At 73.3% G+C, this 21,603-nt stretch carries 20 protein-coding genes; 8 read left to right on the top strand and 12 right to left on the bottom strand.

Annotated elements, in window-relative coordinates; all coding sequences use genetic code 11:
• Window positions 1–433 precede the first annotated feature (433 nt).
• Both ACFV2J_RS33495 and ACFV2J_RS33490 read right to left on the bottom strand, forming a co-directional pair.
• On the bottom strand, window positions 434–1,075 hold the full coding sequence (locus ACFV2J_RS33495) for a LytR C-terminal domain-containing protein (RefSeq protein WP_385096717.1): 642 nt from the start codon (window positions 1,073–1,075) through the stop codon (window positions 434–436).
• Window positions 1,076–1,222: 147 nt separating this feature from the next.
• Window positions 1,223–1,519 carry a type II toxin-antitoxin system VapB family antitoxin gene (locus ACFV2J_RS33490; protein ID WP_003955420.1) on the bottom strand — a complete coding sequence of 99 codons (297 nt, stop codon included), beginning with the start codon at window positions 1,517–1,519 and terminating at the stop codon, window positions 1,223–1,225.
• A 162-nt stretch (window positions 1,520–1,681) separates the two neighbouring features.
• Here ACFV2J_RS33490 and ACFV2J_RS33485 point away from each other — a divergent pair, with 162 nt between their 5' ends.
• A complete protein-coding gene (locus tag ACFV2J_RS33485) occupies window positions 1,682–3,325 on the top strand; it encodes a helicase HerA-like domain-containing protein (protein WP_385096715.1) in 1,644 nt (547 codons plus the stop codon).
• 133 nt (window positions 3,326–3,458) lie between these two features.
• On the opposite strand, the gene ACFV2J_RS33480 is transcribed toward ACFV2J_RS33485, so the two are convergent.
• From ACFV2J_RS33480 to ACFV2J_RS33465, 4 genes are all read right to left on the bottom strand, one after another.
• Complete coding sequence (locus ACFV2J_RS33480; protein WP_385096712.1) at window positions 3,459–3,638, bottom strand: hypothetical protein; 180 nt, start codon at window positions 3,636–3,638, stop codon at window positions 3,459–3,461.
• A gap of 51 nt (window positions 3,639–3,689) precedes the next feature.
• Complete coding sequence (locus ACFV2J_RS33475) at window positions 3,690–4,052, bottom strand: hypothetical protein (RefSeq protein ID WP_385096709.1); 363 nt, start codon at window positions 4,050–4,052, stop codon at window positions 3,690–3,692.
• A gap of 538 nt (window positions 4,053–4,590) precedes the next feature.
• Window positions 4,591–5,175 carry an HhH-GPD-type base excision DNA repair protein gene (locus ACFV2J_RS33470; RefSeq protein WP_385087416.1) on the bottom strand — a complete coding sequence of 195 codons (585 nt, stop codon included), beginning with the start codon at window positions 5,173–5,175 and terminating at the stop codon, window positions 4,591–4,593.
• A gap of 53 nt (window positions 5,176–5,228) precedes the next feature.
• Entirely contained in the window at window positions 5,229–5,957 is a 729-nt protein-coding gene (locus ACFV2J_RS33465; protein WP_385087414.1) for a siderophore-interacting protein, read from the bottom strand.
• Window positions 5,958–6,035: 78 nt separating this feature from the next.
• Here ACFV2J_RS33465 and ACFV2J_RS33460 point away from each other — a divergent pair, with 78 nt between their 5' ends.
• The 3 genes from ACFV2J_RS33460 to ACFV2J_RS33450 all read left to right on the top strand — a co-directional run bounded on the left by ACFV2J_RS33460 (window position 6,036) and on the right by ACFV2J_RS33450 (window position 10,958).
• On the top strand, window positions 6,036–8,183 hold the full coding sequence (locus ACFV2J_RS33460) for a penicillin acylase family protein (RefSeq protein WP_385442186.1): 2,148 nt from the start codon (window positions 6,036–6,038) through the stop codon (window positions 8,181–8,183).
• Window positions 8,176–8,841, top strand: a complete 666-nt coding sequence (locus tag ACFV2J_RS33455; protein WP_385087408.1) for a GNAT family N-acetyltransferase — start codon at window positions 8,176–8,178, stop codon at window positions 8,839–8,841. The genes ACFV2J_RS33460 and ACFV2J_RS33455 overlap by 8 nt, the downstream gene beginning before the upstream one ends.
• A gap of 98 nt (window positions 8,842–8,939) precedes the next feature.
• Entirely contained in the window at window positions 8,940–10,958 is a 2,019-nt protein-coding gene (locus tag ACFV2J_RS33450; protein WP_385087406.1) for a copper resistance CopC/CopD family protein, read from the top strand.
• A gap of 57 nt (window positions 10,959–11,015) precedes the next feature.
• On the opposite strand, the gene ACFV2J_RS33445 is transcribed toward ACFV2J_RS33450, so the two are convergent.
• Entirely contained in the window at window positions 11,016–12,386 is a 1,371-nt protein-coding gene (locus tag ACFV2J_RS33445) for an aminotransferase class I/II-fold pyridoxal phosphate-dependent enzyme (RefSeq protein ID WP_385087404.1), read from the bottom strand.
• Between the two features lie 111 nt (window positions 12,387–12,497).
• Here ACFV2J_RS33445 and ACFV2J_RS33440 point away from each other — a divergent pair, with 111 nt between their 5' ends.
• Both ACFV2J_RS33440 and ACFV2J_RS33435 read left to right on the top strand, forming a co-directional pair.
• Entirely contained in the window at window positions 12,498–12,716 is a 219-nt protein-coding gene (locus ACFV2J_RS33440) for an acyl carrier protein (RefSeq protein WP_168528911.1), read from the top strand.
• Between the two features lie 7 nt (window positions 12,717–12,723).
• A complete protein-coding gene (locus ACFV2J_RS33435) occupies window positions 12,724–13,944 on the top strand; it encodes a beta-ketoacyl-[acyl-carrier-protein] synthase family protein (RefSeq protein WP_385087402.1) in 1,221 nt (406 codons plus the stop codon).
• Here the strand turns inward: ACFV2J_RS33435 and ACFV2J_RS33430 are convergent.
• From ACFV2J_RS33430 to ACFV2J_RS33415, 4 genes are all read right to left on the bottom strand, one after another.
• Window positions 13,873–14,793, bottom strand: a complete 921-nt coding sequence (locus ACFV2J_RS33430) for an SDR family NAD(P)-dependent oxidoreductase (RefSeq protein WP_385087400.1) — start codon at window positions 14,791–14,793, stop codon at window positions 13,873–13,875. The two genes, ACFV2J_RS33435 and ACFV2J_RS33430, sit on opposite strands and share 72 nt — an antisense overlap.
• Window positions 14,790–16,280 (bottom strand): wax ester/triacylglycerol synthase domain-containing protein, encoded by a 1,491-nt coding sequence (locus ACFV2J_RS33425; RefSeq protein ID WP_385087398.1) that lies wholly within the window; start codon window positions 16,278–16,280, stop codon window positions 14,790–14,792. The genes ACFV2J_RS33430 and ACFV2J_RS33425 overlap by 4 nt, the downstream gene beginning before the upstream one ends.
• A 207-nt stretch (window positions 16,281–16,487) precedes the next feature.
• Entirely contained in the window at window positions 16,488–16,877 is a 390-nt protein-coding gene (locus ACFV2J_RS33420) for a hypothetical protein (RefSeq protein WP_385087396.1), read from the bottom strand.
• Between the two features lie 180 nt (window positions 16,878–17,057).
• A complete protein-coding gene (locus tag ACFV2J_RS33415) occupies window positions 17,058–17,570 on the bottom strand; it encodes a PadR family transcriptional regulator (protein ID WP_385087394.1) in 513 nt (170 codons plus the stop codon).
• A 92-nt stretch (window positions 17,571–17,662) separates the two neighbouring features.
• On the opposite strand from ACFV2J_RS33415, the gene ACFV2J_RS33410 reads away from it, so the two are divergent.
• Together ACFV2J_RS33410 and ACFV2J_RS33405 are read left to right on the top strand one after the other, a co-directional pair.
• On the top strand, window positions 17,663–18,223 hold the full coding sequence (locus ACFV2J_RS33410; RefSeq protein ID WP_385087392.1) for a hypothetical protein: 561 nt from the start codon (window positions 17,663–17,665) through the stop codon (window positions 18,221–18,223).
• Window positions 18,224–18,588: 365 nt separating this feature from the next.
• Complete coding sequence (locus ACFV2J_RS33405; RefSeq protein WP_385442178.1) at window positions 18,589–19,203, top strand: HAD domain-containing protein; 615 nt, start codon at window positions 18,589–18,591, stop codon at window positions 19,201–19,203.
• Window positions 19,204–19,273: 70 nt separating this feature from the next.
• Here the strand turns inward: ACFV2J_RS33405 and ACFV2J_RS33400 are convergent, their stop codons facing one another.
• Window positions 19,274–21,208, bottom strand: a complete 1,935-nt coding sequence (locus ACFV2J_RS33400) for a fibronectin type III domain-containing protein (protein ID WP_385087390.1) — start codon at window positions 21,206–21,208, stop codon at window positions 19,274–19,276.
• Window positions 21,209–21,603 lie beyond the last annotated feature (395 nt).

The following is a 21,603-nucleotide window of genomic DNA, read 5'->3' as shown; positions in this document are numbered from 1 at the left end:
TTTAAGACACAGCCCGACGGGCTCGTCCTCAAACGCCGGACGGGCTGAGGGTGCGGGCCTGCGCCGAATCTCCGCCGTCGCCCGAAGGGCTCGTCCTCGAACGCCGGACGGGCTGAAGATGCGGGCCTGCGCCGAATCCCCGCCGTCGCCCGAAGCTCGTCCTCAGACGCCGGACGGGCTGAAATGCCTGGCCCGGGCGCCAGCCTTTCAGTGCGGCCCCGCACCTCGGCCTTGCGCCTCCGGCGAAGGTCCGCGTCTCCAGCGCAGGCCTGTATCCGCAGCGGAGGCCGCGTCTCCGGCGGAGGCCCGCATCTCCAGCCCGTCCGGCGCTTGAGGACAAGGCCCTCAAGGCCGATATAGGGGGTCTGGGAGGCGGAGCCCCCCCCCAGGGTGTCCGGTGCCGTCGGGCGGAGCGCGTCGCGCCGCCCGGCGGTCAGCAGTTCTTCGGCGCGGTGGAGGAGTCCGGCTTCGGGTCGGTCAGAAGGGCGAGGGCCTTGTCGGCGTCCTCCTTCTTCGTGAGCGACGTGAAGCCGGTGCCGATGATGAGGTCGACGTGGTCCGCCTGCGGCCGGCCGTCGGCCTTCAGCTGGGCGCCGCTGAGCTGGGTGCCCAGGACCGGCAGCGCGGCCTTGACGGCCGCCGTGGAGCCGAGGAGCAGGCCGGGGCCGGTGACCTTCTTGTCGTAGGCCTTCGTCGCGTTGCCCACGTCACCGATGCGGAACCCGCGCTTCTTCAGCTCGTCGGCGGTGTCCTTGGCGAGACCGCTGCGGGGCGTGGCGTTCAGGACGTTGACCGTGATCCTGCCGGGCTCCGGCAGGGCGCCGGCGACGGTGGACACCGCGGCCGCGGACGCCTTGGCCGACGGCCTGGGACCGGTCCCGCAGTGCGCCTTGGTGCCGGCTGCCGTGGCCTTGTCACCGCCGCCCGTGAAGACGTCGATGAGCTGGAGGGTTCCCCACCCGATCAGCCCGAGCGCGGTGACGGAGACGACGACCAGGAACACGAGCCTGCGGCGCCCTCGGGGCCGGCGCATCCGTGGGTACTTGTCCCCCGTGATCCGGTACTGGCCGCCCATGCCAGGGGGAGTGAGCATGCTCATGGGCGCAGCGTAGTGCGCCGCGGCTGCGATGCCTACTAAATGATCATTGACCCGCACGCAGTCCAACCCAAAAGGGTCAACCTTCGCCCGTTCGAGCGGGTGGGGGCCCGGTCCGCCGGGGTTCTAGCCGAGTTCGAGGACGCGGGCGTGGAGGACCTGGCGCTGCTGGAGCGCGGCCCGGACGGCGCGGTGCAGGCCATCCTCGAGGTACAGATCGCCCTGCCACTTCACGACGTGCGCGAAGAGATCGCCGTAGAAGGTCGAGTCCTCCGCGAGGAGGGTCTCCAGGTCGAGCTGGCCCTTGGTCGTCACGAGCTGATCGAGGCGGACCGGGCGCGGTGCGACGTCCGCCCACTGCCGGGTGCTTTCCCGGCCGTGGTCGGGGTACGGCCGGCCGTTTCCGATGCGCTTGAAGATCACACGGAAAGCCTACCGGCCCAGACCTTCCGGGCGCAGCCATGGCGACGGAGTGCGACGCTGGAAAAGACGTCGTAAATCCGGGCGAACCGGTAAGTCTCCCTGCCCGCCCGGAACCTGCCGGGCACACCCGGACCGGGAAGCAACGGGGAACAGGGGCCTGACATGAGTGACCGTGACACCGGGGCGCGGACGCCTCCGACAGCTGCACCCGGACGGGTGAGCGACGAAGCGGCCGTCGGGCCGGAAGCGGTGAGCGGGGGAGCCGCGCTGCCCGCCGAAGCCCTGCGGATCGCCGCCGGGTACGCCTTCGCGGGACCCGCCCTCGACCTGGGCGCCCTGCTCTGGGACGGGCGGTGTCTGCCGGACGCGCAGATCCGCATCCCGCTGCCCATGCTCAACCGGCACGGGCTGGTCGCGGGCGCCACCGGCACCGGCAAGACCAAGACACTGCAACTGATCGCCGAACAGCTGTCCGCCCAGGGCGTGCCGGTGTTCCTGGCCGACGTCAAGGGCGACATGTCCGGGATCTCGGCGCCGGGCGCCCCGCAGGAGAAGGTGCGGGCGCGGGCCGAGGAGGTCCAGCAGCCGTGGACGCCGGCCGGCTGCCCGGCCGAGTTCCTCGCGCTGGGGGGTCTGGGGCACGGCATCCCCGTACGGGCCACGGTCACCAGCTTCGGCCCGGTGCTGCTGTCGAAGGTGCTCCAGCTGAACCAGACCCAGGAGCAGTCCCTCGGCCTGATCTTCCACTACGCCGACCAGAAGGGCCTCGAACTGTTCGACCTCAAGGACCTGCGCGCGGTCGTCGCGTTCCTGGCTTCGGACGAGGGCAAGCAGGAGCTGAAGGGGATCGGTGGGCTGTCGACGGCGACGGCCGGGGTGATCCTGCGCTCCCTGACCGCGTTCGAGGCGCAGGGCATGGGCCCGTTCTTCGGGGAACCGGAGTTCGACACCGGCGAGCTGCTGCGGACGGCGCCGGACGGACGTGGTCTGGTCTCGGTCCTCGAACTCCCCGAGATCCAGGACAGACCGCAGCTCTTCTCGACCTTCCTGATGTGGATGCTCGCGGACCTCTTCCACGATCTGCCGGAGGTCGGGGACGCCGACAGGCCGAAGCTCGTCTTCTTCTTCGACGAGGCCCATCTGCTCTTCACCGGCGCGTCGAAGGCCTTCCTGGAGTCCGTCACGCAGACGGTCCGTCTCATTCGCTCGAAAGGGGTCGGCGTCTTCTTCGTGACGCAGACCCCGAAGGACGTGCCGGCCGACGTCCTCGCGCAGCTCGGCAACCGTGTGCAGCACGCGCTGCGCGCCTTCACACCGGACGACCAGAAGGCGCTGAAGGCGACGGTGAAGACCTTCCCGAACTCGGGGTACGACCTGGAGGAGGTCCTCACCGCGCTCGGTATCGGCGAGGCCGTGGTGACCGTGCTGAGCGAGAAGGGCGCGCCGACGCCGGTCGCGGCGACCCGGCTGCGGGCGCCGCGGTCCCTGATGGGTCCGGTCGACGCGGCCGCCCTGGACCGGGCGGTACGGGAGTCCTCGCTGTACGGGCGTTACGCGCAGTCGGTCGATCGCGAGTCCGCGTACGAGAAGCTCACCGCTCAGGAGGCCGCACGCGGGCAGGCCGCCGCGGAGGCCGCGCCGGCCACCGGGAAGGCGCCGGCGAGGGGCCGCCCCGAGGAGGAGACGTCGCTCGTCGGGCAGGTCGTCGCCAGCGGGGTGTTCAAGTCCCTGGCACGGTCGGTGGGGACGCAGATCGGGCGGGAGATCACCCGGTCCCTCTTCGGGACGGCCCGCCGCAGGCGGTAGGACGCGTCCGCCTCTCTTCACGCGAGGCGCCCCGCGGTGAGGCCCGGCGGTGAAGCCCGGCGGTGAGGGGAGGACATCTCCCAGGGACGGCCGCCCCGGTGCGGGACGGCCGTTCCGTCTGTCTCCGCGGTGCCTAGCCGCGCCGGGGCTTCCTCGGTGCGGCCGTCGGGAAGGTCAGAGGTGACGGGGACGCGGCGTCCCGCCCCTCGTCCGGTCCGGGCGGCCGGACGGCGTCCGGGTTCGGCTTGGGCGCGTTGCGCGCGGCTTCCGCGCGCAGCAGGGCGCGCAGGACCGCGTAAGGGTCGTTGGGCATGACTGTGTCCTTGCGTTCGCTGGTACCTGGTCCGTCGGCCGACCGGGTCTGTCAGCAGCGCAGGACCACCGAGCGCGGGGTGTGCGGGCCGGAGGAGGGCGAAGCCGCCGCGGCGCGGGGCCGGGACGCGTGGTCCGGGTGTCCGGGGGCGGTGCGGGGCGCGGGGCGCGGCGGGGCGAGGCGGCCCTGTTCGGGCCGGGCGGGCGGACGGGCGGCCGTGTCGGGTACGTCGTGTTCGGCGCCGTGGCCCGACGCGTCGGCGACGATCGCGGGGGCCGACGCGGAGAGCGCCTCGGCCTGCGCGCCCGCGGCGAGGAACGCGACGACGAGCAACGCCAGTACCCGCACCCACGCGTGCCGGTGGCGGTGCCGGTGCCGCGGGTGCGGACGGCGGTGCGACCGGGCGGGACTCATGTCAGGTCATGTCCCCTCAGCGGGAGGGTGGTTCATCGCGCGGCGGGGAGAACCGCCCTCATGGCGTACGGATGGGGCGCGAGGTTGACGGCGTCGGTGCGCCGGCCTCGTCTCATGCTTCGGCTGTACGGGGTGCCTCGCCAGCGGGGCTGACCCACCCGGCGGACCCCGGACCCGGTGCGCCGCCCCAGACCCTGCCAAGGGGCTCCGCCCCCTGGACCCCCGCCAGGGGCGCTGCGCCCCCTGGACCCCCGCTTCGCCCGAAGGGCTCGTCCTCAAACGCCGGACGGGCTGATCATGCGGGCCTGCGCTGAAGGGTTGCGGGCGGGCCGGAGCGCTCGGTCCGTGCTGGGGATGCGCGCCCGCGCTGGAAGGTTGCGGGCGGGCTGGAGCGCTCCGGTCCGTGCTGGTCGGTTCCGGGCGGGGGTATGTCTTTCAGCCCGTCCGGCGTTTGAGGACGAGGCCGTTCAGGCCGAAAGCGGGGGTCTGGGGGCGGCAGCCCCCAGGGAGACGGCGCGGGCCGGCCGAGGCGTACCGGTCACCTGCCGGAGGCCTTGGCGGCAGCCTTGAGTTCCTGTTTGTGGGCCCGGACCTTCGCCAGCGACTCGGGGCCGGTGATGTCGGCGACCGAGCGGAACGCCTTCGGTTCGCCGTAGGCGCCCGCCGCCTCGCGCCAGCCCTTGGGGTGTACGCCGAGCTGCTTGCCGAGGAGGGCCAGGAAGATCTGGGCCTTCTGGGCGCCGAATCCGGGCAGCTCGTTGAGGCGCCGGAGGAGCTCCGCGCCGGTGCCGGCGTCCTTCCAGACGGCGGCGGCGTCTCCGTCGTAGTGCTCCACGAGGTACTGGCACAGCTGCTGGATCCGCTTGGCCATCGAGCCGGGGTAGCGGTGCACGGCCGGCTTCGCCGAGAGCAGCGCGGTGAACCTCTCCGGGTCGTACGCCGCGATCTCGTGTGCGTCCAGGTCGTCCGTGCCGAGGCGCTCGGCGATCGTGCGGGGTCCCTTGAACGCCCATTCCATCGGTACCTGCTGGTCGAGAAGCATCCCGACCAGGGCGGCGAGCGGGCTGCGGCCGAGCAGCGCGTCGGCGTCGGGATCCTGGGCGATGTGAAGGCTGATGTCCATGCGTCGATGATCGGGCGCGGACGGCCCCGCCGCCTCTTCGCGCGGGGCACCGGTCAGGTCGTACGCCAGTAGCCCATCGCGTCGACCCGCTGCTTCGGGAGGGCGAGTTCCTTGCGGACGTACGCCGTCAGGGAGCGGGTCGTCGCGGTGTCGCAGGCGATCCAGACGTACGGGTCCGGCTCGCCCGCCAGGAGGCCGGGGAGATCCGCCTTGACCTGGGCGACGAGGTGGGCGCCCCGGTCGCGGCGGGGCACCGGGCGGACGGTGTGGCGGGAGGGGGCGGTGCGGAAGGGGAGCCCGTCCACACCGTGGTCGGTCTCGAACCAGATCGTCGCCGGGGCCCGCCCCATCGCGTCCAGCAGGGAGTTGAGGGCGGGGAGCGAGGCCGGGTCGGCGACGGCGAAGACATGGGAGGGGGCCGGGTCCGGGTCGGTGAACGCGCTGCCGTGGACCGTCGCCTCGATGGTGTCCCCGGGGCGGGCCGCCCGCGCCCAGTCCGAGGCGCGGCCCTCGTGCAGCGCGAACTCCAGAGCGAAGGTGCCGGCCGCCGGATCGGGATCGACCAGTGTGTACGCCCGCTGGTGCGGCCTGCCCGCGTTGTCGAACCACAGCCGGGCCCACAGCGTGGGGTGCACCCCGGTCGCCGCGAGCATGCCGCCGTCGGTGAACCGCAGCCGCCGGTAGTGCGGGGTGACGTCCTCGGCCCCGGTCACGGTGAACGTGAAGTCCCTGCCGCGCAGCAGCTTCAGTACCGCGCCCTCCCAGCCGTGCCCCTGGCCCATCCCGTCTCCACCCCTCGCGTACGATTCCACCTCAACGGAAGTTAGGTTAGCCTAACCTGATAACAGTGGGGATGGATCGTGACCGCCGAGCTCTACCGTGACCCCTGGGGAATCCCGCACCTGCGCGCCGGCAGCGCACACGAACTCGCCCACGCCCAGGGCCGTACCACCGCCGTCGACCGCGCGTGGCAGCTGGAGGTCGAACGGCACCGTTCGCGCGGCACCTCCGCCGCGTTCCTCGGCGCCGGGGAGGCCGCCTGGGACGTGTTCGCCCGCCGGGCCCGGCTCGACGACACCGCGAGACGTTGCTTCGCCGCCCTGGAGAGACGGGACCCGGAGACCGCCGAGTGGGTCGTCTCGTACGTCGACGGGGTCAACGAAGGGCTCGCCGAAGGCGCCCGCCGCACACCGGAGTTCGCCCGTTCCGGACACGCACCGGGCCGCTGGGAGCCCTGGACCCCGCTCGGTGTCTGGCTGGCCACCCACATCCTGTTCGCCGGTTTCCCCGCCAAGCTCTGGCGCGAGGAGGTCGTGCGGCGGCTCGGCGCCGACGCCGTGGGGCTCTTCGCCACCGACGGGCCCGGCACCTCCGGCAGCAACGGCTGGCTCGTCACCGGCGAACGGACCCTCACCGGGCAGCCGGTCATCGCGGGCGACCCCCACCGCTTCATCGAGGACCCCGGCGTCTACCAGCAGATCCATCTCTCCTGCCCCGAGTTCGACGTCGTCGGCCTCGCCGTCCCCGGCGTCCCGGGCATCGCCCACTTCGCCCACACGGGCACCGTCGCCTGGGCCATCACCAACGCGATGGCCGACTACCAGGACCTCTACCGGGAGCGGCTGCGCCGGGCCGGGGAGGCAGGGGAATCCCTGGAGGCGCTCGACCCGGACGGCCGGTGGCGGCCGGTGACCCGGCACGAGGAGACGGTCGAGGTCGCGGGCGGCGCGCCGGTCCGGGTCGAGGTGATCGAGACCGCGCGGGGGCCGGTCGTCATAGGGGGGAGCGACCCGGACCACGGCACCGCCGAGGAGAGCGGAAAGGACGCGGACGACCGCGGCGGCGCCGGGCCCATCAGCCTCCGCTACCCGCCCCGCGTCACCGGCGACCTCGGCTTCAGCGCCCTGCTCCCGCTGCTGCGGGCCCGTGAAGTCGCCGACGTGGACCGCGCGTTCGACCTCTGGGCCGAGCCCGTCAACGTCGTGCAGGCCGCCGACACCGCGGGCGGCGTGCTGCACCGCGTCGCGGGCCGGGTCCCGGTCCGCGACGAGGGCAACCGCACCCGGATCGTCGCGGCCTGGGAGCCCGGCCACGAGTGGCGGGGCTGGCACGAGATGCCGTACGGAGCCGTCGAGGACGGTATCGCCGTGATGGCCAACCAGCGCGGCCCCGCGACCCCGCTCGGCGTCGAGTTCGCCCCGCCGCACCGCGCCGCGCGCATCCGCGAGCTGCTCGCCTCCCGGACGGCCTGGCCGGCGTCGGACATGGCGGACGTCCACATGGACACCCATCTCGCCTCCGCCGCACCCCTGTTGGACCACCTCGCCGTCCTCGGCGGACTGACCCCGCGGGCGGCGGCCCTGCGCGACCGACTGCTGCTCTGGGACCGCCGTATGGAGGCCGGCAGCACGGAGGCGGCGGCGTACGCGGCGGTCCGCGGCGGCGTCGCCCGCCGGCTCGCCGCCCACCCCGTCTTCGCCGTACTGGCCGACCCGCCCGAGTATCCCGAGGTCCTGCGCCCCTGGCTCGCCCTCCTCCCCCGTATCGGCTTCGCCCTCGAAAACCTGCTCAGGGCCGAGGACTTGTACGGCATCGACCGCGCCGCCCTCGTGCGCGCGGCCGTCGAGGAGACGGCCGCGCGGCCGCCCGGGGTCTGGGGGGACAGCCACCGCCTCGCCCCCTGGCGGGCGTTGGCCGGCGACGCGTACGACGAACCGGGGCTCGCCGGCGACCACGACTGCGTGCTGTGCACCTCGGCCGTCCCCGGCCTCACCGACCTCAGCGCGCGCGGCCCGGCCGCCCGCTACGTCTGGGACCTCGCCGACCGGGACAACAGCCTCTGGGTGGTGCCGTTCGGCGCCTCCGGGGTTCCCGGCTCGGCCCATCACCGCGACCAGCTCCCCCTGTGGCTCGGCGGCGAGCTGGTCCCCGTCCGCACCGACTGGAACCGGCTGACCGAGGAACGGGAACCGGCCCCGCACGACACCCCGGAGGAGAACCATGGCTGATCCGTACGCCCCCGCCCGCGAGGCCGTCCACGAGCAGGAGATCGACGGCTTCGGCACCGTCCGCGTCCTGCCCGTCGACCCTCCCGCCGACCTGGACGTCGTCCACCGGTGGGTGACACAGGAGCGCGCCGCCTTCTGGGGCATGACCGGGTTCACCCGGGAGCAGGTCCTGGAGACCTACCTCCATCTCGACTCGCTCGACACCCACCACGCCTTCCTCGCGGTCAAGGACGGCGAACCCGCCGCGCTCTTCCAGACGTACGAGCCCGAGGCCGACCGGGTCGGCGAGTGCTACGAGACCGAGCCCGGCGACATCGGGGTCCATCTGCTGATCGGCCCCGCCGGGGCCGGGGGCGCCCGGCCGGGCTGGTCCTCGAAACTGCTGACCGTCTTCACCACCTATGTGCTGATCGGCCTCGACCGGCGGCGGGTGGTGGTCGAACCCGACGCACGCAACGCGAAGGCGATCTCCCGCCTGGTCCGGCAGGGCTTCGAACCGGGCCCCGAGATCGTGCTTCCCGAAATCGACCTTCCCGGGGTCTACTTGCCCGAGAAGCGCGCCCGCCTCGCCTTCCTGAGCCGGGAAACGGTGTTCGGGACGGGCTCGCCCGGCACCCCGGGCGCCCCGGCCGGACCGGGCGCTTCGCCGGTGGGGTGAGCACGGCGCCGGATTCGTCCGTACGTATCCGTGACTCTGGAAACACGGAGGCTCCGGAAAACACGGAGACTCCGGAGACAGGCAGACGGAGACGGCGTGTGAGCGGACGAGGACAGCGGGAGCGACGGCGCGTGGCCCGGGGCCTGGCCCTGCTGGGCACGGTGCTGGTTCTGGTCCTCTTCGGCGGTGTGGGCGGCGCGTCCGCCCACGCGGCGCTGACCGGTGCCGATCCCCAGGACGGCAGCGTGCTGAAGACGGCGCCCCGCCAGGTGACCCTGACGTTCACCGAGTCGGTCGGGCTCCTCGACGACTCCTTCCGCGTGCTGGACCCGGACAACCGGCGCGTCCACACCGGCGGGCCGGGCCACGCGGACGGACGCTCCGACACCGCCCGCGTGACCCTGCCCAAGGGCCTGGGCACCGGCACCTTCACCGTGGCCTGGCGGGTCGTCTCGGCGGACAGCCACCCGGTCTCCGGCGCCTTCACCTTCTCCATCGGCAAACCCTCGGCGACCGTCGCGCCCATCCCCGTCGACCCCGCCGGGAACACCCTCTCCGCCACGCTCTACGACACCGCGCGCTACGTCGCGTACGGCGGTCTCGCCCTGCTCATCGGAACCGCGGCCTTCGTCCTGGTCTGCGGATTCCCGGGCCCGGTACGGCGGCTGCTCCTCGCGGGCTGGTGGACGCTGTTCCTGTCGACCTTCGCGCTGCTCCTGCTGCGGGGCCCCTACGAACGCGGCACCGGCCCCGCGGACGCTCTCGACCCGTCCGTCCTGAACGAGACCCTGGTCAGCAGGCCGGGCCTCACCCTGCTGGCCCGGCTGGTGCTGCTGGCGGCGGTGGCCTTCCACCCGGTCCGCGCGGACCGGCGGGAGCGCGCCGTCCTCGCGCTCGGCGCGCTGTTCACCGTCGCCCTGGCCGTCACCTGGGCCGCCGCCGAGCACGCGTCCGCCGGTATCCAGGTACCCGTGGCGATGGTCTCCTCCGTCCTGCACCTGCTGTCCATGGCCGTCTGGCTGGGCGGGCTCACCGCGCTGCTGACCGCGCTGTCCCGGTCGGCCGAACCGCTCCCCGCGGCCACCGTCAACCGTTTCTCCCGGCTCGCCCTCGTCTCCGTCGCCGTCCTGGTCGTCACCGGCGTCTACCAGTCCTGGCGCGGTCTCGGTTCCTGGGACGCCCTCACCTCCACCTCGTACGGCCGCATCCTCGTCGCCAAGCTGATCGCGGTGCTGTGCCTGCTGGCGGGGGCGGCGTACTCGCGGCGCTGGGCGGGCCGGCTGATGGTGGCGGCGCAGGAGCGCGCCGAGGTGTCGGTGTCGGCGGCGGTGGCGGTGCCCGAGCGGGTGCCGGAGCCCGTGGGGGCACCGGCCGCCGCGGGCAGGGGCGAGGCGCCGGCCGTCGTGGACGGGAACCGGGCCGTCTCCGGGGTCGTGTCCGGTGCTCCGGCGACGGGGGAGGCGTCCCCCGCTGCCGCCGGTGCCGCCGGTACCGCCGATTCCGCCGGGCCGGGCGGCATCTCCGGCAGCGGTCCGGACCGGGACCCCGAGCCGGACACGGACCCGGTTTCGGCCCTGGACCCGGTACCGGACCCGTCGCCTTCCGATCCTTCCGACGAGACCGCCCGTTACCGGGGAGCCCTGCGCCGCTCGGTCCTGGCCGAGGTCACCGTCGGGATCGTCGTGCTGGTGATCACCACCCTGCTCACCGGGACCCAGCCGGGCCGGGCCGCCACCGAGGCCGCCGCGGCCGCGGCATCCACGGGCGCCGGACAGACGGCGGGGGCCCCGACGGTCATCCCGTTCGACGTGGGCACGGCCGGCGGCCGGGGCAAGGTACAGATCGAGCTGGCGCCGGGCCGGGTGGGGGAGAACTCGGTGCAGGCCGTGATCTTCGGTCCCGACGGCGGGATCGCGACCGTGCCCGAACTGCGCCTCACCTTCACCCTGGAGTCACAGCGGATCGGCCCGATCGACGCGGAGCTGGCGAACCGGGGCGGCTACTGGGCAGCGGACGGCGTCACCCTTCCGGTGGCGGGCGCCTGGACGATGAAGGCGACGGTCCGCACCACCGACATCGACCAGGTCACCGTCTCGAAGACCGTGCGGATCGGCTGATCCGGTGCCGGGAGCGGTACGAGGCGTCTCCCCGTTCCAGGGACACCCCGACACGCTCTAGAGGAGCGCCCGCCCCGCTCCCGTGCCGGTGGACCCTCCGTCGTGCGCGGTGGTCAGGGGGCCGCGCGGACGCGCGATCCGTACCGGGGTGTGCGAGGCCGGAGCGGAGCCGGGGATGACCCCCTCGACGCGGCCCACGCGCTCGAACGCGGCCAGGACCCGATCCAGTTGGCCGTCGGTGTGCGCGGCGGTCAGGGTGACCCGCAGGACCTCGCGGCCTGCCCTGACGACCGGGTGGACCATGGGCGCGGCGAACACCCCCGCCTCGAACAGCTCCCGCCACATGCGCATGCACCGCTCACGCCCCCGCACCAGCACCGGCACCACCGGCGTGACGGACGCCCCGGTGTCGAAGCCGAGCGCGCGCAGGCCGTTGTGCAGCCGCTCGGCGAGATCCAGGACCCGTACACGCCGTTCGGGTTCGGCGCGCAGGATGCGCAGCGCGGCCAGCGCGGCGGCGACGTTGGCCGGTGCGGCCGCCGCGGTGAACAGCGACGTCCGCGCGTGGAACCGCAGGTAGCGGATCACGTCGGCGGGGCCGGCGATCACCCCGCCCACCGAGGCCAGGCTCTTGGACAGGGCGCTGGTGACGAGGTCGGGACGGAGCCCGAAGTGTTCACCGGCGCCCGCCCCGGTCGGGCCGAGCACCCCGAGGTCGTGGGAGCTGTCGACGACGACCCGCGCCCCGTGCGCGCCCGCCAGCTCCATGAGGCCGGGAAGGTCGCAGACGTCCCCGTCCACCGAGAAGACCCCGTCCGTGAGGATCAGCTTTCCGCCGGTTCCGGTTCCGTCCCCGGCGGTTCCGTCCCCACCGGTTCCGCCCGCTCCGGTCTCGACTCCTCCGATTCCGATTCTGTTTCCGCCTCTGTCGCAGGCGCGGAGCAATTCCTCCAGGTGATCAAGGTCGCCGTGCAGGAATTTGCGTTCCTTCGCCCTGCCGAGGCGGACGGCCTCTTCCAGTGAAACGTGATTGGAAAAGTCGCTGAATACCATGTCGCCGTCCCCGAGGAGCGGGGCCAGCATCAAATTCGCCTGATATCCGGAGGGAAGGACGGCGGCCGCCTCGTAACCCAGGAACGCCGCCAGCCCGGTCTCCAGCTCCTCGTGCAGTTCCAGCGAGCCGCTCACCGCCCGGGACCCTCCCAGAGAGGTGCCGAAGCGCCGTACCGCGGCGACGGCGGCCTCGCGCACCCGCGGCTCCGCGGAGAGCCCCAGGTAGTCGTGGGAGGCCGCGATGATCACCCGGCGGCCCTCGAAATCGGCCTCCGTACCGTCGAACGTGTCGCCGATCGCCCGGAAGTAGCAGTCCCGCCCCGTCGCCCGCAGATGCTCCGCGGTCCACGGCCGGCACTTTTCCAGAATATCCATTCCTGCGTTCGCCCATCGCTCGCCTGTAGCATTAATTCTCTCGGAGAATTCGGTTCCCTTGGAGATGGTACTTTGAGGTGTCTGCCCTGCTATCCATGCGACGGAGAAAAAGTGTCATACGAAGAACTCAAAAACGTTCTTGTTTCTCTCGGGCTTTCCGAGGATGACATCAGCCCGGACGCCACGCGCGAGGAAGCGGGCCTGGATTCCATCGCCGTCGTCGAACTGGCTCTGGTCCTGCGCCGCGAGAAAGGGGTGGCGGTGACGGAGGAGGAGATCGGCGCCACCCTCACCGTCGCGGACGTGGCGGCCCTCGTCGGAGCCAGGTGACCTCCGTATGACCGGTCGACAGGACGTCTGTGTCACGGGCCTCGGGCTGGTGACCCCGGCCGGCGACGGCTGGGCCGCCGGCTGGGAGCGGGTCTGCAAAGGGCTGCCGACCGCCGTACTGGCGTGGGAGCAGGAGACCGTTCCGGCGCACCTGGCCTGCCGGGTGGGCGGATTCGACCCGGTCCGGCTGGGAGGCGCCCGGGCGCGCAGACCCGACCGCTGTGCGCAACTGGCCCTGCTCGCCGCGCGGGAGGCGCTGGCCGACGCCCGCCTGGACCCGGCGCGGTGGGACGGCGCACGCGTCGCCGTGGTGGTGGGATCCGGTACCGGCGGCGCCCAGACCCTGGAGTCCGAGCACCGCGCGCTGCTGACGGCCGGCCCGCAGGACATGTCGCCGTACGCGGTGCCCGCCGCGCTCGGCAACTCCCTGGCCGCCCAGCTGACCATCGAGTTCGGTGCCTCGGGCGCCAGCTGCACGGTCAACACCGCCTGCGCGTCGGGTGCGACCGCCCTCGGCATGGCACGGGACCTGCTGGCCCTGGACCGGTGCGACATCGCGCTGGCCGGTGGCGCGGACGCCGCCATCACACCCTTCTACGTCGCCGGGTTCGACCGGATCGGCGCGCTGTCCCACCGCTTCGACGACCCCACCGGAGCGCCGCGCGCCTTCGACCGGCGGCGGGACGGCTTCGTCATCGGCGAGGGGGCCGGGATGCTGGTCCTGGAGCGCAGCGCCGACGCCCGGGCCCGCGGCGCACGGTCCCGCGCCCGCATCCGGGGCTTCGGAGCCTCCTCGGACGCGCACCACGTGGTGCGGCCGCACCCGGACGGCACCGGTCTCGGCACGGCCGTCCGCGAGGCTCTCGCGCAGGCCGGCGCGAGCGCGCGGGACGTCACCCACGTCAACGCCCACGGCACCGGGACCCCGGCCGGCGACCGGGCGGAGGCCGCCGTGCTGGCCGGGCTCTTCCCGCACCGCCCGCCGGTGACGTCCACCAAGCCGGTGACCGGGCACCTGCTGGGAGCGGCGGGCGCGGTGGAGGCGGCGTTCACCGTCCTCGCCGTCGAACAGGGGCTCGTCCCGCCCACCGCCAACCTGCGGGAACCCGATCCGGCGATCGACCTCGACATCCCTGCCGAGAGCCGGCCGGGGAGGCTAGGGCTGGCGCTCTCGCTGTCCATGGGCTTCGGCGGCCAGAACGCCGTCCTGGCCGTCACCCCCGACTGACTCCCGCCCGCCGGCCGGCGGCTCCCCGGTCCCGTACGGCGGCCGTGGCGCCTCGTACGAGGTGAGGGTGAAGTCGTCGGCCAGGTGGGGCAGCGCGGCGACCCGCCGCGGGAGATGACGCAGCAGCCCGGCCAGCAGTTTGTAGCGGACGCTCGGCACGCAGACGACGGGCGGGCGGCGCCGCAGGACCGCCCGCACCGCCCGCTCGGCGACATAGGGCGACGCGAGGGTGAGCGACGGAGGGGACGGCGGGATACCGGCCCGCTCGTGGAACTCCGACGTGGTGTGTCCCAGCAGGAGGGCGGTCAGCGCCACCGGCGAGGTGCGCAGACGGCGCGTGTGGGCCAGCGACTCGGTCAGCGCCAGCGCGTACGCCTTCGAGGCGCTGTACGACGTGCCCTGCCAGACCGGGGCGGTGGCGGCCACCGAGGAGACGTTCAGGATGCGCCCGCGGCCCCGGCCGAGCATTCCGGGCAGTGCCGCGTGGACGAGCCGGGAGGGAGCGACCACGTTGAGGGCGAGCATCCGCCGTTCCTCCTCCCACGTCGTGCGCTCGAAGGACAGGCCCAGCCCCGCGCCGGCGTTGTTGACGAGGATGTCGGCGTCGCACGCGAGAGCCGCGGCCAGCTCCATGCCGGCCTCGGTGCTCAGGTCGGCGGCCAGCGGGCGGGCACCGATCCCGTACTCGGCCTCGAGTCCGGCCGCGAGGCGGTCCAGTGCCTCGGCACTGCGGGCCACCAGGACGAGGTGATGGCCGCGGGCGGCGAGGGCGCGGGCGATGTCGGCGCCGATGCCGTAACTGGCGCCCGTGACCAGGGCCGTGGACCTCTCTCGGCCGGTCGTGCTCATGAGTTCTCCCCGGAACGGGACGCGTGTGCATCGCTGTGACTGACGTGATTGGCGCGACTGGTGTGGACGGCAGGGCCGTGGGGGCCGACGGCGGTGGCGGAGGTGTCCGGAGTGCCAGGGGTGCCAGGGGTGCCAGGGGCGCCAGAGGTGCCAGAGGTGCCAGGGCCGACGGTGACGTCGCGCCACAGTCGCTCGACGGCAGCCGCCCACAAGGCGGCGAGGTCACCGACGTCGTTCAGCGCCCGGTCGACGGCGAAGCTCACCCGGACCTGACCCTGATAGGAGAGGAAGGACACCGCGAAGAGGTGGTCGCCGTGCAGGAACAGCGTGGGCACCACCCCCTCGACCGGATCCGCCCCGACCGCCAGCCGGCGGGGGACACGCAGCAGTCCGGAGGTGTCCACCGCGCTGCTCGCCGCGCAGGACTGCCGGACGAAGCGGTAGACGAGCCACTCCGGCAGGCACTCCAGCTGCGCCCGCAGCACCCGGCGCATCCCCTCGGTCCTGACGCGGCGGGTCGCGCGGGCGACGGCCACGACCCGGTCGGCGGGGGACCTCGCCCAGTAGGACAGCGGAACGCGGACGGCCGAGACCCTGTTGCCCACCGCGAACCGCTCCTCGGGCAGACGGAGACTGACCGGCAGTCCCACGTGCAGCTCCCGGCCGCGTCCGGGGCGGGCCCGCCACTCCGCGGGCACCCAGTCCCGTACCGCCTCCGCCAGCGCGGCCAGGCAGACGTCGTTGGGCGTGGCCCCGAGGGCCTTCGCGACCTCCCGGGGCCAGGACACCGGCACGGCCGCCGACAGCAGCCGGGTCCGGCCGGTGAGGGGGCGGTGCGGCGCCCAGGTCAGGGTGGACCGCAGGCCGCGTACGGTGTCGGCCGCGTTCTGCGCGATCGCCCGCGCGGGGATGTTCCGCACCCGCGTGATCCGGCTCCGCACCCGCGTGAGCCGGTTCCGGTCCCCGCCGGTGCCGCGGCCGCCGGGTGCCTCGTCCGCGGCCTGCCGGGCGGGAACGGCGGGACCCGTCCCGAACAGCGCCGTGAGCGCGTCCAGTACGGCCTGCCCGTCCTGGGCGGCGTGGTGCGCGCGGTAGAACAGCGCGTACCTGTCGGGGGAGTAGCCGTGGATGAGCCAGACCCCCCAGCGTGGCGCGCCGGCGCCGATCGGTTCGCCGAGCAGCGCGTCCACGGCCCGGTCGAGCGAGGCCCGGCCGTCCTGTACGGGGATCTCGTGCACATGGCGGCGCGGATCGAAGCCGGGGTCGAGCTCCCAGACCGTCCGGCGGCCCTGTCGCGTGACCTTGCAGGCGAGGCTCGGCATGCGGGCCACGCGGTAGGCGATCTGCTCGCGCACCGGGTCCGGACCCGGGCAGGAGCCGGTCACCTCCAGGACCGCTCCGACATAGGGCCGGAACCGGGGCTCGTCCCGCTCGTAGCTGAGGAAACAGCCGTCCACCGCGTTGGGCTGGGGAACCGTCGTGGTCACGGGCGCACCGCCGGACGCGGCCTGGTCATCGTCATGAGGGCTTCCCTGGCGCAGGTGGGCGGCGGGCAGAGTCGCTAACAGGGCGCGCGGCGGAAAGGTCACGGCGCGCCCGGCGCGTACCCGACGGGCGCCGGTCCCCCGCGGGGCGGTCCTCGCACGTCCTCGCAGGTCCCGGCCGGACCGCGCGGCTCCTTGCCGGGCGGGCCCTTACGACGGACGGGGACGGCCGGTGTCCGGGGCGGACCTGTCCGCACAGTCCGGGAGGCCGGCGTCCGCCCCGCGCGCGAGGGGGAGGAAGAGGACCGGGCGGGCGGTCCAGGTGAGCCGGGTGGTCGCGTTGTCGACCGACACCGAACACGGTTCCGAGCGCAGCAGGGCCTGTCTCATCTCGATGCGGCCGTCGTACAGCCAGTCCCAGGCCTCGTCCGCCGCGGCGGGGCCGAGTGCCGGTGTGATGGTGCGCAGGGCGACCGCTATCCACCGGTCGGCCTGCGCGGCCGAGTAGGCGTCCATCGACGCGAGCAGCGCCGGCGGACCGCCTGCGGCGAGGTCCTCGGTCCGGCACTCGCACCAGTAGCCGCGGACGGTCTCCTTCATCGGGGCACCCCCGGCGGCCGGGTCACGGACGGTTGGCGGGTGTTCTCGTCGTACATGGCTGAGTGAGCGGGCCGTTCTCGTGGTCGGGACGGACGCGAGCACATGCGTGCTCGGGTTCCTTCGCCGCCGGGGGGTGCCGTGGATGCGCTCGCGGGGCACGGAGTCGACCGCGGCCGGCCGTCAGGTGATCTGGCCGGACGCCCACTCCGCCCACTCGCGGTGCATGGTGTGGAGCCGCAGGCCGTACTCCAGGGCGATCCGGCCGTAGACCGAGAGGTTGTCGTCGGTCCAGTCGATGGACTCCTCCAGCAGGCGCAGGCCCTGGTAGCCCTCGTCGGCCCGCTCGACGAGTTCGGTGAGGTAGCCGCGCGCCTGGTCCGGTGTCAGCACCCCGAGGAAGAAGACCCGCAGGAGGGTGTCGCTGCGGGTGGTCCGCTGGGGCTTGGTCTCGGTCAGCCAGTGCCGCAGCTCGGCCAGTCCCTCGGCGGTGAGGGTGTACTCCTTGCGGCCCCGCGGGCCCTCGGCCGCGACCGCGATCAGTCCGGCGTCCGCCAGTTTGGTCAGCTCGGTGTAGATCTGGCTCTGGGTCGCCGGCCAGGCGTTGGCCAGCGACGTCTCGAAGAGTTTCAGCAGGTCGTAGCCGCTGGCGGGGTGCTCGGAGAGGAGCCCGAGCAGTGCGTGTCGAAGGCTCATGCGCTCAGTCTACATTCCAGTATTGACATGTCATCTATGGACCTTCTAGTTTCGACATGTCAGAAGAGAGATGCCGAGCAAGCGGAGACCTCATGTCGTACCTGCGCACCTTCCTCCCGTGGATCGTCTTCGCCGCGCTCCCCTCGGGGAACTGGCAGTGGGCGGCGCTGATCGCGCTGGTGGTCGCGGCGGCGGTGATCGTCCAGCAGGTACGGGCCGGTGCCGAACCCGACGCCCTGATCATCGAGTTCGGCTCCGCGGCCTTCTTCGCCGTGCTGGCCGCCATCGCCTTCGCCGACCCGCACTCGGGCGTGCACGACTACGCCTCGGCCCTGTCGTCGGGCACGCTCGCGGTCGTCGCCGGCGTCTCACTGGCCATCGGCAGGCCGTTCACGCTGGGCATCGCCAAACGGACCACCCCGCGCGAGTTCTGGGGGCTCGCTCCGTTCATCCGGATCAACGTCGTGATCACCGCCGTCTGGACCGCCGCCTTCGCCGTGAGCGCCGTCGCGCTCGCCTTCGTGGCGCACGCCGGGAACGCGCACTCGGTCACCGCGACGCTCATCCAGATCGCCGGCTTCGCCGTCCCGATGCTGTTCACCGTCCGCTACGTCGCCCACGCCCGGACCAAGGCGGCCGCCGCCGCCCGGTGACTCCGTCGGTTCCGGTGGCCCGTCTGCCGGACGGTCCTGGAACCGGTCCGGCGACGGTTCTGGAACCGGCACGTCCGGGCCGTCGGCCGGGATGACCACGGCCCTCGCCAGGATCTTCCTGCCGAGGGCCGGCGCGAGGGCCCGCAGTTCACGCGCGCTCCTCCCGGGCAGTGCGTGAAGCACCGCTTCGAGGAGTGCGCGGAAGCCTGCGCCGTGACACCCGGCCTCGGGGATGCCGCAATCACCCGGGGATGCCGCGACCAGGACCCGCGAGCGGGGTCCACGAGTCGCCCGAGGGAACCATGGGCGAGGGCCTTCCAGCGCCAGAAGGCGATGCAGGGCTGACGCGGGGTTATCGTGCCGCCGTGACCCCCGCAGCGGAGCGCCCCGTCCTCTTCCTCGACGTCGACGGACCGCTCATCCCGTTCGGGCCGTCGGCCGCCCGGTCCCGGGTCGCTGCTTCCGGCCCCGAGGAACTCCCCGACGGGGGGAACCCGTTGCTCGGACGGCTCGACCGCACGGTCGGGCCGCGCCTGACGGCGCTCGGGTGCGAGCTGGTGTGGGCCTCGACATGGATGGAGGAGGCCAACGAGTCCGTCGCCGCGCGGATCGGGCTGCCCAGGCTGCCCGTCGTGGAGTGGCCCGAAGCCTGCGCCGACGACGGCCCGCGCGGCCTGCACTGGAAGACGCGCCCGCTCGTGGAGTGGGCCGGCCAGCGGCCCTTCATCTGGGTCGACGACGAGATCGGCGCCGTGGACCGACTGTGGGTCGCCGCGCAGCATCCGGCACCCGCACTGCTCCACCGTGTCGACCCGGCCGAAGGCCTCACCGAGGACGATTTCTCCGTGCTCGCGCGGTGGCTGCGCACTGAGGTGCCGGGCCTTGCCTCTGGAGGGCACGGACAGGGGACGCGGGGAGCCTCCCGCCCACCCGCCTCCCACTCCCACTCCCACGACAGTCCCCGGCCGGGACAGCCGTAGGGCCCCACCGCGAGCGGCGGGGCCCTACGACAGGGTGCCCGGTGATCAGGTCAACTGCTCAGCCGTCGGGTCAGCCGACCTTGAACTCGATGTGTGTGGACGGGCCGACGCGGCCGTACACGTCCACGGTCGCCACCTCGGCCACGTACAGCCCCGTTCGGGTCGGAGCCCACGTCACCGAGGTGTCCGAGGTCCGCTGGTACCCGGAGTCGGCGGATCCGTAGACGTGCCACTGGTAGCCGCCGATGACGCGGTCGTCGCCGGCCTGTCGGCTCATCGTGACCGTGACGGGTTGGCCGGGGCCACCGTGACCGGCGCAGTCGTTCGCCGTGCACTCGGTGTACGGGGCCTTGAGGGAGAGGAGCGGTACCTGCGCCGCCGTGGGGGTCGCCGGGGTGAGCCGGTCCACCGTGACCGTGGGCGAGGGCGCGGAGTCCGCGCCGGCCGAGTCGACCGAGGCGACGTAGTAGTACGCGACGCCCTTGGGCGCGGTGGCGTCCAGGAACGCGTTCGCCCCGATCGCGGCGTCGTCGAGCAGTGTCCAGGCGCCGTTCGGGTCGGTGCGCCGGTACACGTGGAAGTGCCACGCGTCGGCGGGGAACGTCCAGCGGAGCTCGGTGTCGCTGTCCCGCGGTGAGACGGTGACGGACTGGGGTGCCGACACCGGGGCCGGGGCCGGGCGGACGGCCTGCGCGGACGCGGAGACGGGGGAGATGTTGCCGGCCGGGTCGACCGCGTGCACCCGGTATTCGACGGTGCCGCCCACCGGGGCGGTGGTGTCCAGCCACGAGGAGCCGAAGACGATCTGCGGGTGCGCGAACTCCTCGCCGGCCTGCCGCGCCCACACCTCGTAGTGCGCGGTGTCGTCCGCGTTCGCCGTCCAGCGCACGTTGTTGCCCGCCGTGCTGCCGACGGCCTGGACCCCGGTGACCTGGGCGGGCGGGGTGACGTCGGGGGCGCCCGTGTCGGCGATCGCGGACGGCGCGGACCTGTTGCCCGCCGTGTCACCCGCGACGACCCGGTAGTACCAGCGCTTGGTGACGTCGAAGGAGGGGGTGTCCCGGTACGAGCTGTCCGTGAGCTCGGCGGAGACCGCTTCGAAGGGCCCCGCGGCGGAGGACGCCCGGTAGACCCGGTACCAGGCCGCCCCGTCGACCGGCTGCCACTGCGTCCGCACGGCTCCCTCGGTCCTGGCGACGCTCAGCCCGGCCGGTGCGGCGGGCGGCGTCCGGTCGAGGGTGGTGACGGACTTGTCGGCGGTGCCGGTGGACACGTTGCCGGCCCTGTCGTACGCGCGCACCTCGTAGTAGTAGACGTCCCCGGTGAGCGGCAGGGAGGTGTCGGTGTACGAGGTGGAGGCCGTCGTCGCCAGCGGCTTGCTGCCGTAGTCGGTCCCCTTGAGCCGCCGGTAGACCCTGTAGCCGGCGAGGTCCATCTCCTTGTTCCCGGACCAGGTCAGCTTCGCCCGGCCGTCGGCGTACGAGAGGGAGGCGGCGCCCGGGGTGAGCGGCCTGACCCTGTCGACGGTCGCCGAAGTGCGGGGCGTGTAGGCGAAGGTGACGTTCGCGTCCCCGGTCCAGTTGACGAAGTCGACGCGGAGGGTGTGCGTCCCGGAAGGGACGGTGACGTCGACGGTCTTCTTCTGGGTGGTGGAGACGTCCTTCCAGAGGTCCACCTTGCGGGCGCCGTCGAGGTAGACGCGGATGCCGTCACGCGAGGCCACGGACAGGGCGAAGGGGCCGCCGGAGCCGAAGTCGCGGGTGACGGTCCAGCGGACGCCGAAGGTGTTCTTCGGGAGCCCCGGGGCCGGTGCCCCGGCGCCCCAGTTCTGGTCGATCCGCGCGTCGCAGTCGGTCTTCCGGGGGGTGCCGGAGAACGTGGTGTTCGCGAAGAACTGCCGTTTGTAGACGGGTGAGGCGCAGCTCACGGTGGCGGCCGAGGCGGGCACGGCGCCCGCGGTCAGCAGCCCGCTCGCGGTGGCGATCAGCACCGTCGCCGTGAGCACCGGTCGTCCGCCGCGCTTTCGCGCGCCGTGTGTCCTGTGTGTCTCCGGTCCCGTCGCCATGACTGGCCCCATGCGTACCCTCCCGCGGTCGTCGGAGCCGCGGTCAGGGGCGCGGCACCGGCGATCAAGACCTTCGGGGAGGACGGTTGGTTGTACGCCACGGCCCGCGAGTACGTGCGGACGCCGTCCGGCACCGAGGAGGGCGCGGACCGGGACGGGAACCGAGGGGTCACGGCCGGTCGGCGGCATGCCCCCGGGAGCCGGATCCACGACGGACAACGTCGATGGGGGGGCCCCCCCCCCCGGGGGGGGGGGGGGGGGGTTGGCGGGGGTGGGTGGTCGGGGTGTATAAATATAGATAAAAATTGTGTGGTGTAGACCACCAAAAGAAAAGA

This window comes from Streptomyces sp. NPDC059668, assembly GCF_042734135.1.
In the GTDB taxonomy this organism is placed as follows: domain Bacteria; phylum Actinomycetota; class Actinomycetes; order Streptomycetales; family Streptomycetaceae; genus Streptomyces.
Note: the sequence above shows the minus strand (reverse complement) of the source record. Positions and strands in the feature narration are given on the sequence as shown.

Bases quoted from the DNA above. Each gene is read 5' to 3' on its own strand.
- ACFV2J_RS33495 (WP_385096717.1), bottom strand. From the start codon at position 1,075: ATGGGCGGCCAGTACCGGATCACGGGGGACAAGTACCCACGGATGCGC.
- ACFV2J_RS33485 (WP_385096715.1), top strand. From the start codon at position 1,682: ATGAGTGACCGTGACACCGGGGCGCGGACGCCTCCGACAGCTGCACCC.
- ACFV2J_RS33480 (WP_385096712.1), bottom strand. From the start codon at position 3,638: ATGCCCAACGACCCTTACGCGGTCCTGCGCGCCCTGCTGCGCGCGGAA.
- ACFV2J_RS33475 (WP_385096709.1), bottom strand. From the start codon at position 4,052: ATGAGTCCCGCCCGGTCGCACCGCCGTCCGCACCCGCGGCACCGGCAC.
- ACFV2J_RS33470 (WP_385087416.1), bottom strand. From the start codon at position 5,175: ATGGACATCAGCCTTCACATCGCCCAGGATCCCGACGCCGACGCGCTG.
- ACFV2J_RS33465 (WP_385087414.1), bottom strand. From the start codon at position 5,957: ATGGGCCAGGGGCACGGCTGGGAGGGCGCGGTACTGAAGCTGCTGCGC.
- ACFV2J_RS33455 (WP_385087408.1), top strand. From the start codon at position 8,176: ATGGCTGATCCGTACGCCCCCGCCCGCGAGGCCGTCCACGAGCAGGAG.
- ACFV2J_RS33445 (WP_385087404.1), bottom strand. From the start codon at position 12,386: ATGGATATTCTGGAAAAGTGCCGGCCGTGGACCGCGGAGCATCTGCGG.
- ACFV2J_RS33435 (WP_385087402.1), top strand. From the start codon at position 12,724: ATGACCGGTCGACAGGACGTCTGTGTCACGGGCCTCGGGCTGGTGACC.
- ACFV2J_RS33430 (WP_385087400.1), bottom strand. From the start codon at position 14,793: ATGAGCACGACCGGCCGAGAGAGGTCCACGGCCCTGGTCACGGGCGCC.
- ACFV2J_RS33420 (WP_385087396.1), bottom strand. From the start codon at position 16,877: ATGAAGGAGACCGTCCGCGGCTACTGGTGCGAGTGCCGGACCGAGGAC.
- ACFV2J_RS33415 (WP_385087394.1), bottom strand. From the start codon at position 17,570: ATGAGCCTTCGACACGCACTGCTCGGGCTCCTCTCCGAGCACCCCGCC.
- ACFV2J_RS33410 (WP_385087392.1), top strand. From the start codon at position 17,663: ATGTCGTACCTGCGCACCTTCCTCCCGTGGATCGTCTTCGCCGCGCTC.